14 protein-coding genes are annotated in these 14373 nt (G+C 70.0%); 9 read left to right on the top strand and 5 right to left on the bottom strand.

All coding sequences use genetic code 11. The features are described from left to right. Positions 1 to 2 precede the first annotated feature (2 nt). The gene (locus HRU81_00540; protein ID QOJ30721.1) at positions 3 to 2375 is read right to left on the bottom strand and encodes an EAL domain-containing protein; all 2373 of its coding nucleotides are present in this window, start codon (positions 2373 to 2375) and stop codon (positions 3 to 5) included. Between the two features lie 119 nt (positions 2376 to 2494). Here HRU81_00540 and HRU81_00545 point away from each other — a divergent pair, with 119 nt between their 5' ends. The 6 genes from HRU81_00545 to HRU81_00570 all read left to right on the top strand — a co-directional run bounded on the left by HRU81_00545 (position 2495) and on the right by HRU81_00570 (position 8722). Beyond that, positions 2495 to 3430 (top strand): hypothetical protein, encoded by a 936-nt coding sequence (locus HRU81_00545; GenBank protein QOJ30722.1) that lies wholly within the window; start codon positions 2495 to 2497, stop codon positions 3428 to 3430. A gap of 26 nt (positions 3431 to 3456) precedes the next feature. After that, on the top strand, positions 3457 to 4182 hold the full coding sequence (locus HRU81_00550) for a hypothetical protein (GenBank protein QOJ30723.1): 726 nt from the start codon (positions 3457 to 3459) through the stop codon (positions 4180 to 4182). Beyond that, the gene (locus HRU81_00555; GenBank protein ID QOJ30724.1) at positions 4170 to 5630 is read left to right on the top strand and encodes a RimK family protein; all 1461 of its coding nucleotides are present in this window, start codon (positions 4170 to 4172) and stop codon (positions 5628 to 5630) included. Before HRU81_00550 ends, HRU81_00555 begins: the two co-directional genes overlap by 13 nt. Positions 5631 to 5638: 8 nt before the next feature. Next, positions 5639 to 6877 carry a glutamate--cysteine ligase gene (locus HRU81_00560; GenBank protein QOJ30725.1) on the top strand — a complete coding sequence of 413 codons (1239 nt, stop codon included), beginning with the start codon at positions 5639 to 5641 and terminating at the stop codon, positions 6875 to 6877. Continuing rightward, entirely contained in the window at positions 6855 to 7577 is a 723-nt protein-coding gene (locus HRU81_00565) for an N-formylglutamate amidohydrolase (GenBank protein ID QOJ30726.1), read from the top strand. The genes HRU81_00560 and HRU81_00565 overlap by 23 nt, the downstream gene beginning before the upstream one ends. A gap of 77 nt (positions 7578 to 7654) precedes the next feature. Then, entirely contained in the window at positions 7655 to 8722 is a 1068-nt protein-coding gene (locus tag HRU81_00570; protein QOJ30727.1) for a hypothetical protein, read from the top strand. Positions 8723 to 8737: 15 nt separating this feature from the next. Here HRU81_00570 and HRU81_00575 read toward each other — a convergent pair whose 3' ends face one another. From HRU81_00575 to typA, 4 genes are read right to left on the bottom strand one after another with little or no spacing between them, the layout of a single operon-like run. Beyond that, on the bottom strand, positions 8738 to 8893 hold the full coding sequence (locus HRU81_00575) for a hypothetical protein (GenBank protein QOJ30728.1): 156 nt from the start codon (positions 8891 to 8893) through the stop codon (positions 8738 to 8740). 53 nt (positions 8894 to 8946) lie between these two features. Next, positions 8947 to 10758 (bottom strand): ATP-binding cassette domain-containing protein, encoded by a 1812-nt coding sequence (locus tag HRU81_00580; GenBank protein QOJ30729.1) that lies wholly within the window; start codon positions 10756 to 10758, stop codon positions 8947 to 8949. Positions 10759 to 10794: 36 nt separating this feature from the next. Next, complete coding sequence (locus HRU81_00585; GenBank protein ID QOJ30730.1) at positions 10795 to 11142, bottom strand: DUF3088 domain-containing protein; 348 nt, start codon at positions 11140 to 11142, stop codon at positions 10795 to 10797. Positions 11143 to 11159: 17 nt separating this feature from the next. Beyond that, positions 11160 to 12983 (bottom strand): translational GTPase TypA, encoded by a 1824-nt coding sequence (typA, locus tag HRU81_00590; GenBank protein QOJ30731.1) that lies wholly within the window; start codon positions 12981 to 12983, stop codon positions 11160 to 11162. 119 nt (positions 12984 to 13102) lie between these two features. Here typA and HRU81_00595 point away from each other — a divergent pair, with 119 nt between their 5' ends. From HRU81_00595 to HRU81_00605, 3 genes are all read left to right on the top strand, one after another. Next, complete coding sequence (locus HRU81_00595) at positions 13103 to 13423, top strand: hypothetical protein (GenBank protein ID QOJ30732.1); 321 nt, start codon at positions 13103 to 13105, stop codon at positions 13421 to 13423. Between the two features lie 17 nt (positions 13424 to 13440). Continuing rightward, positions 13441 to 13848, top strand: a complete 408-nt coding sequence (locus HRU81_00600) for a hypothetical protein (GenBank protein ID QOJ30733.1) — start codon at positions 13441 to 13443, stop codon at positions 13846 to 13848. 189 nt (positions 13849 to 14037) lie between these two features. Next, a complete protein-coding gene (locus HRU81_00605) occupies positions 14038 to 14346 on the top strand; it encodes a hypothetical protein (protein ID QOJ30734.1) in 309 nt (102 codons plus the stop codon). Positions 14347 to 14373: the final 27 nt, after the last annotated feature.

Raw genomic sequence — 14373 nt, forward strand, 5'->3', positions numbered from 1 at the left:
CATCAGACGGCTTCTGCGCGGGCGATGTGCCCGGCGTGCTCTGCGTTGCTGCCGTAGCGTCGCACCCAGTTGCCGAATGCCTCGGCAGGCATCGGCCGGCTGATGTGGAATCCCTGGGCGCGCTCGCAGCCATGGGCCGCCAGCCATTGCAGGGCGGCCGGTGATTCCACGCCCTCGGCGACCACCTCGAGGCCGAGGCTGTGGGCCAGGTCCAGGGTCGAGCGGACGATGGCGGCGTCGTCCCGGTCCTGCGGCAGCTCCATGACGAAGGTGCGGTCGATCTTCAGCTCGTCCACCGGCAGGCGCTTGAGCTGCGCCAGCGAGGAGTACTTGGTGCCGAAGTCATCGATGGAGACGCGCACGCCGAGGTCGCGCAGGCATTCGAGCACCAGGGTGGCGCGCGCAAAGTCCCGCACCAGCGCTTCTTCGGTGATCTCCACGGTGAGGTAGCGCGGCGCGAGGTCGTGGTCGCGAAGCAGCTGCAGGATGAACACCGGCAGGTGCTGGTCGAGCAGGTCGCGGCCCGAGAGATTCACCGAGACCGAGATGTCGAGCCCGTCCTCCACCCACAGGCGGCACTCGCGCACCGCCGCGGTCAGCGCCCAGTGGGTGACCAGGGAGATGTTGCCGAACTGCTCGGCAATGCCGATGAACTCGCCCGGCGGCAGCCAGCCGAAGCTCGGGTGGTCCCAGCGCACCAGCGCCTCGGCGCCGCAGACGCGTCCATCGGCCAGCGACACCTTCGGCTGCAGGTACAGCTTCAGTTCATCGTGGCGCACGGCGCGGCGCAGGTCGCCGAGGATGGCCAGCTGGCGGACGCGGCGTTCCTCGCGCCCGTCCTGGTAGACATGGACGGGTTCGTGGGCGTTGCGGGCGTCGTTCCTCGCCACGCTCGCCCGCAGCAGCAGCTGATTGGCGTCGCGGCCATGCTCGGGATAGAGCGCGATACCCACCACGGCGTCGAGACTGATGTTGACGTCGCGCACCGAGAGCCCCACGCCCAGCAGGCGCAGCAGGTCCTCGGCCAGCTCCCGCGCCGCGTCGAGGCCGAGGCCGTCGAGGATGATCAGGAACTCGTCACCTTCCAGCCGCGCCACCGTATGCCGGGCGTCGGCACTGGCCCGCAGCCGCTCGGCAGCCTGCGACAGCAGCGCATCGCCGATCTCGTGGCCGAGGGCCGCGGCGATGTCGGCGAAGCTGCCGAGCTCGACGACCAGCAGGCTTACCGGTGTCGAGGCGGCCTGTGCCCTGGTGACGGCCTCCTCCAGCCGCTCCAGCGCGAACAGGCGGTTGGGCAGGCCGGTGAGGGCGTCGTACTGCGCCTGGTAGGTGATGCGCGCCTCGCGTTCGGCGATGCCGCCCTGCATGGTGTTGAAGGCGCCGGCCAGCATGCCGAGTTCATCCCTGGCGGCCACCTCCACCGGACGGCTGTAGTCGCCGCCGCGGATGCGTGCGGCCGCCGCAGCCAGGTTCCGCACCGGGTGGGTGATGGCGCGGGTGACGATCGCTCCCCCGGCCAGCGCCACCAGCAGCGCGAACAGGCCGACGCCCAGGGCGGACCAGCGCAACAGCCGGTAAGGGGCCATCGCCTGTTCCACCGACTGGAACAGCAGCACCTGGGCATCGGGGTATCCGGGCACCAGCACCTTGTGGGCCACGATGTAGTCGGTGCCGCGGATGCGGGCCTCGAGCGTCGCGCCGGTGGTGTCATCGATATCCGCGAGTCGCCCGCCGATCCCGGCCAGGTCGATGTCCTGCAGCGAGGAGCCGACCACCCGCAGGCTGTCCCCGGATCCGGTGACGAAGGCGATGTCCTGGCCGCCGAAGGCGGCGATGCGTCGCGCTCTCGTGTCGTTCAGCGCCACGCCCGTCACCAGCCAGCCGACGGCCTGTCCGCCGGGTTCGTGGAGGGCGACCGTCGTCACATGGTAGGCAGCATTTCCGGTCTCCAGCACGCCACGCGCGGCCTCCTGGCCGGCCGCGATGCGCAGCAGACCGGGCAGCACATCCGGCAGGGACTGCGCACTCCCGGTGCCGGCCAGTACCCGGCCGCCCGCGTCGAGTACGACCGCCAGATCGGTGTCGGACTGAGCCATGGAGCGCGCCAGCGCACGCGCCAGGGCAGGGCGATCGGCCGCGGCACTGGCCCGCATGAACTGCGGATCCCCGGCGAGGATGGCCATGGCTTCCCGCAGGCGCTCCGAATGCAGCTTCATGGCGCGATCGAGGACGTCGCCCGAGGTCGCGAGATCGGTGCGGATGCGCTGTTCGACTTCGTGGCTGGCGGTGAACAGCAGCGCGCCGATGGTCCCCGCCTGGGTCAGGACCACGAGCAGCGCGGCGAGCGCGAGGATCTTGAGGCGTAGGCTCCGCATCAGGGAGAGTCGGGCACCGGATGAAGTTATGCCTGTAAGATGCTATCGGGGCAGCCGGCCGGATTATGTGTAATCCGTCACGGCTCCTTCGGCATGGCAGCGCAGGCAGGGGAGAAAGCGTGACCAAGGTCTCGACCATGAAGCCGTTCGCGCCGGGGGACATCTTCCTGGGATGCACCTACCTGAACGACCCCCAGGATGACCATGCCGGCGAAGGGCGCATCCTGCAGTTCGATCGCGACCTGGTACCCAGGGGGACCCTGTACACCGAAGGCACGACGCACCTGGTGATCAACCTCGGCTTTGGCCCCGACGGCACGCTGTGGGCCTTCGATCCGTTCGCGCGCTGCGTGGTACGCGTGGGGCGCGACGGGCGGCAGCTGCCCGCCTTCGATACCGGCGGTCGTGCCTGGGGCAATGTGGCGTTCGGCCCCGATGGCAGCATCTACCTCGGCGAGTACCTCAAGGGCAACCGTCCCTACAAGGGTGGCGACATGCGGCTGCTGCCCGGCACCGGCGTGGTGGGCCATGGCCGCATCCAGAAGCGTGGCGCGGATCTGTCGGTGATCGCGGAATTCGACAACGAGACCGCCGTGTCGCCCACCGGCTTCCACGGCGTCACCCACACGGCCATGCATCCGGGCGGGCGCATCCTCAGCTACATCACCGACCTCGGCATGCGCGTGATGCGCTTCGACGTGGTCGCCGGCCGCCAGCTGCCGGACCTGGTGGCTTATCCCGGCGGCGCCGAGTACGCCCGCAAGTGGACCACCGGCGTCGCCTACCTGGGCGACGGCACGCTGCTGCTCCTGCGCGGCAGCTTCATCGATTTCGTCGACGAGGCCGGCAGGACCCTGCGCAGCATCCAGCTGGACGAGTATGGCTACGCCATGATCCGCGTTTGCCGGGACGAACGCTTTGCGCTGGTGGCGAACATCTTCACCGGCGTCATGTCGCGTGTGGACCTGCAGGAAGGCCGCATCCGCGGCCAGATCGACACCGGTTTCGCCAAGCCCTTCCGCAGCCTCGCCGGGGTCGCCGAGTTCCCCGGCTGAGGCCGCGCGGACCGGGGGGAGGCGCCATGCACCAGCGGCTGCGATTCCAGATTGCCGCGCAGCCCGATGAAGTCACCTGCGGGCCGACCTGCCTGCACGGCATCTACCGCTACCTCGGCGACGACATCGGCCTCGAGGACGTCATCGGCGGCGTCGACATGCTCGGCAGCGGCGGTGGCACGCTGGACGTCTTCCTGGCCAACCATGCCCTGGCACGCGGTTACCGCGTCACGCTGTACACCTACAACCTGCGGCTGTTCGATCCCACCTGGGCCCTGCTGCCGGTCGGCGACCTGATGGCCAGGCTGCAGGCCCAGGCAGCCGCCAAGGATGACGCCAAGCTGAAGCTCGCCAGCAGCGGCTATATTCGCTTCCTCGAACTCGGCGGCAAGCTGCGTTTCGAGGACCTGCGTCCCGCGCTGCTGCGACGCTTCCTCGGCCGTGGCGTGCCGGTGATGACCGGGCTCTCGGCCACCTACCTCTACCAGGCCCGGCGCGAGATTCCGGAGACTTGCGTGGCCGACGACGTGCGTGGCCAGCCCGCCGGGCATTTCGTCGTGCTGTCGGGTTATGATCGCGCCACCCGGCTGGTCGATGTCGCCGATCCCTACGAATGGAATCCCATCAGCGGCCAGCGCTACTACTCGGTAGACCTCCATCGGCTCATCAACGCCGTGCTCCTCGGCAGCCTGACCTATGACGCCAACCTGCTCGTGATCGAGGTGCCGAGGCGCCGTCGATGGCTACGCTGATCGTGGTGGACGAGCCGCGGGACTGGCCCCTGCAGATCCCGTCGGCCGAGGTGGTGGCGGCGCGCAGCTACCTGACCGAGGCGCGTTTCAGCGCCCTGCGGCGCCCGCGCGTGTACAACCTCTGCGAGTCCTACGCCTACCAGGCGAGCGGCTACTACGTCTCGCTGCTGGCGGCTGCCCGCGGCCACCGCCCGCTGCCCGACGTGCTGACCATGCAGGACATCAAGTCCCCGGCGCTGATCCGGCCCACCGAGGAACTCGAGGAGCTGATGCAGCGCTCGCTCCAGGACATGGCCGAGGAGCGCTTCGAGCTCAGCGTCTACTTCGGCCACCATCCGGAGTCGAGGTTCCAGCGCCTCGCCCAGGCGCTGTTCAACCTGTTCCCGGTGCCGCTGCTCAAGGCGAGCTTCCTCAGGCGCCCGAAATGGCGCCTGCAGGGCCTGCGGCCGATTCCGGTGGGCGACATCCCGGCCGGGCAGCGCGAGTTCCTCCGCGGCGCCATCGAGCAGCACTTCGCGCGGCGCATGCCGGCGCCGAAGGCGCCGGCGGTGCGCCATGAGCTGGCCATCCTCGTCAACCCTGCCGACCGGTCGCCACCCTCGGATCCGCCGGCGCTGCGGCGCTTCGAGCGCGCCGCCGAAGCCCACGGCTTCGAGGTCGAGATCATCGGCCCCGACGACTTCGGCCGGCTCGCCGAGTTCGATGCGCTGTTCATCCGCGAGACCACCCAGGTCAACCACCACACCTACCGCTTCGCCAGCCGGGCACGTGCCGAGGGGCTCATCGTCATCGATGACCCGGACTCCATCGTGCGCTGCGCCAACAAGGTGTACCTGGCCGAGCTCATGACCCGCCTCGGCATCCCGACGCCGCGGACCGTCATTGCCCATCGCAACAACGTCGAGCGCGTGGCCAGCGAACTCGGCCTGCCCTGCGTGCTCAAGCAGCCGGACAGCAGCTTCTCCCAGGGCGTGGTGAAGGTGCAGGATGCGGGCGAACTGCGCGCAGCGCTGCGCCAGCTGCTCGAGCGCAGCGATCTGGTGGTGGCCCAGGAGTTCGTGCCCACCTCCTTCGACTGGCGCGTTGGCGTGCTCGATCGCCGGCCACTCTACGTCTGCCGCTATTTCATGGCGCGCAACCACTGGCAGATCTACAAGCAGCAGGCCGGCGGCAAGCTGACCGGCGGGCGCTGGGAAACGCTGCGGGTGGAGGAGGCGCCGGCCGGGGTGGTGGAGCTCGGCCTGCGCGCGGCCAATGCCATCGGCGACGGCTTCTATGGCGTCGACATCAAGGAGATCGGCGGGCGCCATGTGGTGATGGAGGTCAACGACAACCCCAGCGTCGAGCGCGGCGTCGAGGACCAGGCACTCGGCGATGCGCTGTACGAGCGGGTGATGCAGGTGTTCCGCGCGCGGCTCGAGGCGGCCCGCGGCGGCAACGGCCGCTGAGTCCGGCCATGCTGCGGCTGTTCCAGGGTTTCGGCATCGAGCTCGAGTACATGCTCGTCGCCGCCGACAGCCTCGACGTCGCGCCGCGGGCGGACTGGCTGCTGGCGGAGGCCGCCGGCGACATCACCGGCGAGTACTGCCATGGCGACATGGCCTGGAACAACGAGCTGGCGCTGCACGTCATCGAATTCAAGCTGAACGGCCCGGCACCGGGCCTTGGCGGCCTGGCCGCGCGCTTCCATGGCGAGATCGCCAGGGCCAACGCGCTGCTGGCGGGCCGCGGCCTGGCGCTGATGCCCTCGGCCATGCACCCGTGGATGGATCCGTCGCGGGAACTGCGGCTCTGGCCCCACGACAACCGCGAGGTCTACGACTGCTTCGACCGCATCTTCTCCTGCAAGGGGCACGGCTGGGCCAACCTGCAGAGCATGCACATCAACCTGCCCTTCGCCGACGACCGGGAGTTCGCCGCCCTGCACGCGGCGGTGCGTTTCCTCCTGCCGCTGATGCCGGGTCTTGCGGCCAGCTCGCCGGTGATGGATGCGCGGCTCACCGGCATCGCCGACAACCGGCTCGATGTCTACCGCGGCAACTGCCGGCGCATCCCCTCGGTGACCGGCGAGGTGGTGCCCGAGCCGGTGTATGGCATCGCCGAGTACCAGCGGCGCATCCTCGGGCGCATCTACGCCGACCTGGCGCCGCTTGACCCGCAGGGCCTGCTGGCCGAGGAGTGGGTCAATGCGCGGGGCGCGATCCCGCGCTTCGGGCGCATGGCGCTGGAGATCCGCGTGCTCGACGTGCAGGAATGCCCGCGCATGGACCTCGCCTTCGCGCAGCTCATCGTCGCGGTGCTGCGCTCGCTCTGCGAGGAACGGCACTGCGACCTGCGGTCGCTGCAGGACCGGGACACCGCCGGGCTGGCACGCTACCTGGCCGCGACCATCGTCGATGCCGAGGCCACCGAGATCCACGACAGCGGCTATCTCGCCGCGCTGGGCTACCGCGGCAGCAGTATCCGCGTCGGCCAGCTCTGGGGTGTCCTCGCCGAGCGCGCGGCGCAGGCGGGGGCGCTGGACCGCGATGCTGAGCGAGCGCTGGAACACTATCTGCGCCATGGCACGCTCGCCACGCGCATCGTCGCGGCGCTGCCGCGCGAGCCGGGCCGCAGTGACCTGGAGCGCGTGTACCGCCAGCTCTGCCAGTGCCTGGCGATGGACGAGCCCTATGCCGCGCCGTCGCGCCGCTGAGCCGGCGCCGCGCACGGCGCTGCGGCTGCTGTTGAGCTGCGAGCACGGCGGCAACCGCGTGCCGGTGCCGTACCGTCGGCTCTTTGCAGGCCGGCAGCGGCTGCTCGCCTCGCACCGCGGCCTGGACATCGGCGCGCTGGCGGCGGCACGCGCATTGCAGCGGCGGCTCGACGCGCCGCTGGTCGCGGCGACCGTGACCCGGCTGCTGGTCGACCTCAACCGCTCCATCGGCCATCCGGCGCTGTTCTCCGGGCCATCCCGGCGCCTGGCCGCGGAGGAGCGCGAGCGGGTGCTCGCACGCCACTATCATCCGTATCGCCGGCTGCTGCGCGCCTGGGTCGCCAGCCACCTCGACCGCGGCGAGCAGGTGCTGCACCTGTCGGTGCACTCCTTCACGCCGGTCCTCGATGGCCAGCGGCGCAATGCCGACGTGGGCCTGCTCTATGACCCGGCGCGTGCGGAGGAGGCGGCGTTCTGCCGTGAGTGGCAGTCGCGGATGGCGGTGTGCGCCCCCGACTGGAAGCTGCGGCGCAACTACCCGTACCGGGGTACCGCCGACGGCCTGGTGGTGGCGCTGCGCCGCCATTTCGCCGCGCAGCCCTACCTCGGCATCGAGCTGGAACTCAACCAGGCTCGTTTGAAGGCCCCTGCGGTGGCGGCCGCGCTGCTGGCGGACCTGGCCGCGACCCTGCCGTCCTGAGCGCATGGGCTTGCTATAGTCCGCCATCGGGCGGTGGCGGGCGCCAGCGCCGGTCGGGCATCGCGGGGGAGCAGACCATGATCAGGAATCACAAGGCATTTCCATCGCTGGCCCTGGTGCTGGCCGGCCTCGTCATGGCGGGTCCCGTGCGGGCGGCGGGAGACGTCAACTTCCAGCCCGATCCGCTCGAGCCGGGTCGCCATCCGATGATCCCCCACGACCACGGCCCGGAGGCCACCGCCGAGTTGCGTGCCAACATCCCGGTGTTCGCGACCATGCCCGACAACGTGCTGCACATGATCATGAACAGCATGCGGGCCGACTACGCCTGGTACATCAGCCCGGCACAGGTCCGGGGCAAGGTGGGCCTGCTGGTGCTCAACCACGGGGTCAGCGAGCCTTCGGACCAGACCTTCCGCTCGCGGCTGGAACCGCTGGCGGCGCGGCAGCCGACGGCGATTGCCTTCGGCATGGCCATGACGACCAGCCAGGCGCTGCAGCAGGCCGCCGATGAACTCAACGCCGCGGGCGTGGAGACCATCGTCGCGGTGGACTACGGCACCAGCGATTACCGCTCGTTGCGCCGGCAGTGGCAGTACATCCTCGGCCTGCGCGGGCAGGCGGCGTATGCGAAGGTGCCGCAGGTGACCAGCAAGGCGCCGATGCTCATGACCGGCTCGGTCAATGACAGCCCGCTGGTCGGGCAGATCCTGCTGGACCATGCCCGCGAGCTGAGCCGGGACGAAGCGAAGGAGGCGGTGGTGATCATCGCCCACGGACCGGAGGACAATGCCGACAACGAGCGCGACCTGGTCGAGCTGCGCAAGCTCGCCGCCTGGCTGAAGCAGCAGAGCCGGTTCGCCAGCGTCGAGGCCCTCAACATCCAGGACGATGCGCCGCCGCCGGTGCGCGCCGCCAACGCCAGGGCCTTCCGGGCGAAGGTGAGCGAGGCGCGCGTGCGGGGCGAGGACGTGATCGTGGTGCCCTACGTGATCAATGTCGCAGGCGTGCAGCCGAAGCTGCAGAAGGACCTGGCGGGGCTCGACTTCCGCTTCCAGGAGAAGGGCATCTCCGAGCACCCGAACTTCCTCAGGTGGATCGACCAGGCGGTGGCGGATACCCTGGCCCGGCCGGCTCCGCACTGAGCGCGGCTGGCGGGCTCAGGCAGGCGGCGGCTGCCGTCGCCGGCGGATGAGTTCGCTGAGCACGGGCCACAGCGGCAGCAGCACGCCCAGGAGTATCAGGCTCCAGTGGGTGACGAGGCCGAGCAGTATCAGGAAGATGCTGGCGGCGATGGCGACTGACCAGCTGCCCATGCGGCGAGTCTAGGCGGCGACGGCCCGGGGCGCCAGCGGCCGCATGGCCGCGGTCAGGCCGTGGCGGCCGCGGCGGGTGGCGCGTCGGGCGCGCCGAACTGCAGTTCGGCCAGCCGCGCATACAGCGGCGCGCGTGCCACCAGCTCATCGTGCGTGCCGATGTCGACGATGCGCCCGCGATCCATCACCACGATCCTGTCCGCCTTGAGCACGGTGGCAAGGCGATGGGCGATGATGATGGTGGTGCGGTTCTCCATCAGCTGGTCGAGCGCCTGCTGGACCAGCCGCTCGTTCTCCGAGTCGAGCGCGCTGGTGGCCTCGTCGAGCAACAGGATCGGCGGGTTCTTGAGGATCGCCCGGGCGATGGCCAGCCGCTGGCGCTGGCCGCCGGAGAGCCGCATGCCGCGTTCCCCGAGGAAGGTGTCGAAGCCCTGGGGCAGCTCGCGGAGGAAACCGGCGGCGACCGCCGAGCGCGCTGCCGCCTCCACCTCGGCATCGGTTGCCGAGGCACGTCCGAAGCGGATGTTCTCGCGGGCGGTGTCGCCGAAGATCATGGTCTCCTGGGGCACCAGGCCGATACGCGCACGCAGCTCGGCCGGATCCGCGCTGGCGATGTCCACGCCATCGACGACGATGCGTCCCGCCTGCGGGTCGTAGAAACGCAGCAGCAGCTGGAAGGTGGTGCTCTTGCCGGCCCCTGAGGGGCCGACGAAGGCCACGCGCTCGCCGGGCCGGATCTCCAGGCTGAAGCCGTCGAGCGCCCTCTGCTCCCGGCGCGAGGGGTAGCTGAAGCCCACGCCCTCGAAGCGGATGTGGCCGCGTCCCGGCGCCGGCATGGCGACCGGCTGCGGGGCCAGGTGTACCGCCGGCCTGGCGTCGAGGAGCTCCACCATGCGCTCCGTGGCGCCGGAAGCGCGCTGCACCTCGCCCCACATTTCCGTGAGGGTACCTGCCGACGTGGCGGTGAACATGGCGTAGAGCAGGAACTGCGCCAGCTCGCCGTAGCTCATGCCGCCGGCGAGCACGGTGCGCGCGCCGACCCAGACGACGAAGGTGATGCCGCCGAACACCGCGACGAAGGTGACGAAGGTCATCACTGCCCGTACCCGGGTGCGGTCGATGGCCGTCGCGAAGCTCGATTCGACCGCTGCATGGAAGCGGCGTGTGAGCATCGGTTCGGCGGTGAAGGCCTGCACGATCTGCACGGCATTCAGCGACTCGCTGGCGAGCGCGCTGGTGTCGGCAATGCGGTCCTGGGAGGCGCGGGACAGGGCGCGCACCCTGCGGCCGATGAGGATCACCGGCGCCATGACCGCGGGGATGAACAGCACGATCACGCCCATCAGCCGGATGTTGGTGATGGCCAGCATCACCAGCGCGCCGGGCAGCTGTACCAGCGAACGCAGCACCATGGAGAAGTTCACGCCGGCGATGGACTGGATCAGGGTGGTGTCCGCGGTGAGCCGCGACAGCACTTCGCCGGTGCGCGTCACCTCGAAGAAGGCCGGGTCGAGGCGGATCACGTGGGCGTAGATCCGGTCGCGGATGTCGGCGACCACCCGCTCGCCGATCCAGGCGAGCAGGTAGTAGCGCAGCGAGGCGAATGCGCAGAACAGCACCACCAGCGCCGCAAACCCCGTGAAATAGAGGTTGATGCGCTCGCCGCCGCCCGCGGAGAAGCCGTGGTCGATGACGTACTTGCCCGCCACCGGCAGCGCCAGCATCAGGCCGGAGGCGCTGAGCAGGGCGATGACGGCGAGCACCAGCGTGCCGCGGTAGGGCCGCAGGTACGGCAGCAGCGCCAGCAGCGGCCGCAGCGAGCGGCCCCTGGGGCGGTTGCGCGCTTCCTCCTCGGGGCCTGGCATGCGATCAGGCCGGGCCTGGAGCCGGCTGCCCGGGCCTCAGGCCGCGTGGCCGATGCCGAAGCTGCCCGACAGGTAGCGGCGGATGTCGGCTTCGCGGGCGATGAAGCGGTGGCCCTGGGCCTCCTGCACCTCGATGCCGGCATCGAGCACGCGGCGGCCGTCGGCCAGCACCAGCACCGGGCAGCCCTGGTTGGCTTCGCCCAGCAGGGCGACGATGGCGGTGCGCGGCCGGGCGAAGTCCACGTAGTGCACGTCGATCTTGTGGCGCAGCTTCGGATAGTAGGAAAGCAGGCCCTCCACCAGCGCGCAATCGGGGCAATAGAAGGGCCCCTTGCCATCGTTGTGGAAGTCGGGCTTCAGCAGGAACAGCGTGTCCTTGGTCATGCGGTCTTCCTCCTGTCTCAGGCCGGCAGGCGCGAGGCGCGCTTGCGGTCGCTCTCCGTGAGCAGTTTCTTGCGCAGACGGATGCTGCCGGGGGTGACTTCCACCAGCTCGTCGTCGTCGATGAACTCCAGCGCCTGCTCCAGCGAGAAGCGGATCGGCGGCGTCAGCAGGATGTTCTCGTCGGACCCGGCGGCGCGGATGTTGGTCAGCTGCTTGCCCTTGGTGGGATTCACCACCAGGTCATTGCCGCGGCTGTGGATGCCGACGAGCATGCCCTCGTATACGGGTTCGCCGTGGCCGATGAACAGGCGGCCGCGCTCCTGCAGGTTGAACAGCGAGTAGGCGAGCGCCTTGCCCGCCACGTTGGACACCAGCACGCCGTTGATGCGCTGGCCGATGGCGACCGGCACGCGCGGCGCGTAGCGGTCGAAGACATGGTAGATCAGCCCGGTGCCCGCGGTGGCCGTCAGGTACTCGGTGCGGAAGCCGATGAGTCCGCGCGCCGGGATGCGGTAGTCCAGCCGCAGCCGGCCGCGGCCGTCGGGCTGGGAGGCGAGCAGCTCCCCCTTGCGTTCGGCGATGCGGCTCATCACCGCGCCCTGGTGCTCCTCGGCGAAATCCACGGTGAGCTGTTCCCAGGGCTCGCAGCGCACCCCGTCGACGACGTGCTCGATGACCTCGGGCCGCGATACCGCCAGCTCGTAGCCTTCGCGGCGCATGTTCTCGATGAGCACCGAGAGGTGCAGCTCGCCGCGGCCGGAGACCTTGAACTTGTCGGCGTCCTCCGTTTCCTCCACCCGCAGCGCCACGTTGTGCAGCAGCTCCTGGTCGAGGCGCGCGCGGATCTGGCGGCTGGTGAGGTACTTGCCCTCGCGGCCGGCGAACGGCGACTTGTTCACCTGGAAGGTCATGCTGATGGTGGGTTCGTCCACCTGCAGCGGCGGCAGGCCCTCCGGCACGTTGCGGTCGCAGATGGTATCGGAGATGCGCAGCTCCTCCACGCCGCTGAAGGCGACGATGTCGCCCGCGGCGGCGGCCTGCACCGGCGTGCGCTTCAGGCCCATGAAGCCGTAGAGCTCGCCGAGGCGCGCCTGGCGCGTGCTGCCGTCGGCTGCCACCACGCTGATGGCGGTGTTGGGCGTGATGGTGCCGCGGGTCACGCGGCCGACGCCCAGCACGCCGACGTAGGAGTCGTAGCCGAGACTGGAGACCTGCAGCTGCAGCGGCCCGTCCACATCCACCGCCGGCGGCGGCACATGCTCGACGATGGCCTCGAACAGCGCCGTCATGTCCCCGGTCCGCACATCGGCCCTGCGGCCGGCGTAGCCGTTGAGCGCCGAGGCGTAGATCACCGGGAAATCCAGCTGCTGGTCCGTGGCGCCGAGGCGGTCGAACAGGTCGAAGGTCTGGTCCAGAACCCAGTCGGGCCGGGCGCCGTCGCGGTCCACCTTGTTGATGACGACGATGGGCGTGAAGCCGCGGGCGAAGGCCTTCTGGGTGACGAAACGGGTCTGCGGCATGGGCCCGTCGACGGCATCCACCAGCAGCAGCACGCTGTCCACCATGGACAGCACGCGCTCGACCTCGCCGCCGAAATCGGCGTGGCCCGGGGTGTCGACGATGTTGATGCGCCAGTCGCGCCAGCGGATGGCGGTGTTCTTGGCGAGGATGGTGATGCCGCGCTCGCGCTCCAGGTCATTGGAGTCCATGGCGCGCTCGGGCAGCACGAAGCGCTCGTCCAGCGTGCTCGACTGCTTGAGCAGCTGGTCCACGAGGGTGGTCTTGCCATGATCGACATGGGCGATGATGGCGATGTTGCGCAGGCGGCTGGCAGCAGACATGTCACGGGTGCCGGGGCGGAGGAAGCGCGGCATTATAAGGGCCGCCTGCGGCCACCGCCCGGGAAATCCGCGGCCCCGGCCGCCGGGCGGGTCGGCCCGCTGGCTATAATGCCGCCACCATGAGCCACGACCTGGTCTGCTGGCACTGCGGGGCCTCGCTGGCGGCGCTGTCGCTGCCGCTGCGCCGCCTCGAGGAATGTCCGGCCTGCCACGCCCAGCTGCACGTCTGCCGCATGTGCCGTTCCTGGGACCCGCGTATCCAGCGCAAGTGCCGCGAGGAGGACGCCGAAGAGGTACGAAACAAGGAACAGGCGAATTTCTGCGACTATTTCCGGCCGCGCCCGGGCGCCTGGGATGCCGCCGGTTCAGCCGCCGAGGCGGCTGCCCGCGACCAGCTTGCCGCGTTGTTCGGCCGGCCCGGGGGAGGGAAGCCCGGGTGAATCCACTGGAGGGCTCCATGAAGCGCATCATTGCCACCCTGACGCTGGTCGTGCTGGTGTTGCAGGGCACGGCCTGCGGCCTGCTGATCTACCCGGAACGCAAGGGCCAGAAGTCGGGACAGATCGATCCGGGCGTGGCCATCCTCGACGCCGCCGGACTGATCGTTTTCCTCGTGCCCGGGCTGGTCGCTTTCGGCGTGGATTTCGTGACCGGCTGCATCTACCTGCCCGGCGGGGCGAAGCGTGCGGACGGGGCCGCGCCGGCCACCATCGTGCTGCGCCCGGATGAGTTCGATGCCGCCGGTATCAGCCGGGCGGTCAGCGTGGCGACAGGCCAGGCCGTGGATCTCGCGGACCCCCGGGTGGAAGCGATCGCCGTCGCCGACCCCGCGGCCCTGCAGCGGACGCTGGCGGCCATCTACTGACGGCACGACGCTTCCCGGCCCGGCACGGGTCGAGCGCTCTTTACTAAACAAGGACTTGGCCTGGTTTCGATTGCCGGGGCCGTCGCCCGGTGCTAGGCTACGCGCTTCCTTCCGGTGGCCGCCCTCCAGGCAGTCCGTCACCCAGGCACCGCAGCCAGGCCTGCCGGCCGGCGTACCGAGGCATTGTCCATGGCCAGTGAACGAGCAAAAAAGAACAACACCAAGGCCGTCGAGAAGCAGGATGGCAAGGCCACCGCGCAGCCCGAGCCATTCAGGCTGGTATCCATCGAGCGGACCGAGCCGCCTGCCGGTGCGGCCGGCAAGAACTGGCATCGCTACACCATCCGCCAGGGCGCCAACGCCATCAACGGCTACCTGCAGGGCACCTCCACGGCGGTCAAGCACGCTGCCGAGCAGATCGTCAACCAGCTCAACGAGCGCCGCGCCGGCCGCTGGGGCTACCGCACGACGCGTGCCGCGGCGCCGGCCCAGGGCTGATTGCGCGAACTGCGTCCCGCGCCGCGC

The organism is Gammaproteobacteria bacterium (assembly GCA_015709695.1).
GTDB lineage: Bacteria > Pseudomonadota > Gammaproteobacteria > Steroidobacterales.

Bases quoted from the DNA above. Each gene is read 5' to 3' on its own strand.
- HRU81_00595 (QOJ30732.1), top strand. From the start codon at position 13,103: ATGAGCCACGACCTGGTCTGCTGGCACTGCGGGGCCTCGCTGGCGGCG.
- HRU81_00570 (QOJ30727.1), top strand. From the start codon at position 7,655: ATGATCAGGAATCACAAGGCATTTCCATCGCTGGCCCTGGTGCTGGCC.
- HRU81_00600 (QOJ30733.1), top strand. From the start codon at position 13,441: ATGAAGCGCATCATTGCCACCCTGACGCTGGTCGTGCTGGTGTTGCAG.
- HRU81_00575 (QOJ30728.1), bottom strand. From the start codon at position 8,893: ATGGGCAGCTGGTCAGTCGCCATCGCCGCCAGCATCTTCCTGATACTG.
- HRU81_00580 (QOJ30729.1), bottom strand. From the start codon at position 10,758: ATGCCAGGCCCCGAGGAGGAAGCGCGCAACCGCCCCAGGGGCCGCTCG.
- HRU81_00540 (QOJ30721.1), bottom strand. From the start codon at position 2,375: ATGCGGAGCCTACGCCTCAAGATCCTCGCGCTCGCCGCGCTGCTCGTG.
- typA (QOJ30731.1), bottom strand. From the start codon at position 12,983: ATGTCTGCTGCCAGCCGCCTGCGCAACATCGCCATCATCGCCCATGTC.
- HRU81_00605 (QOJ30734.1), top strand. From the start codon at position 14,038: ATGGCCAGTGAACGAGCAAAAAAGAACAACACCAAGGCCGTCGAGAAG.
- HRU81_00585 (QOJ30730.1), bottom strand. From the start codon at position 11,142: ATGACCAAGGACACGCTGTTCCTGCTGAAGCCCGACTTCCACAACGAT.
- HRU81_00555 (QOJ30724.1), top strand. From the start codon at position 4,170: ATGGCTACGCTGATCGTGGTGGACGAGCCGCGGGACTGGCCCCTGCAG.
- HRU81_00565 (QOJ30726.1), top strand. From the start codon at position 6,855: ATGCCGCGCCGTCGCGCCGCTGAGCCGGCGCCGCGCACGGCGCTGCGG.
- HRU81_00560 (QOJ30725.1), top strand. From the start codon at position 5,639: ATGCTGCGGCTGTTCCAGGGTTTCGGCATCGAGCTCGAGTACATGCTC.
- HRU81_00550 (QOJ30723.1), top strand. From the start codon at position 3,457: ATGCACCAGCGGCTGCGATTCCAGATTGCCGCGCAGCCCGATGAAGTC.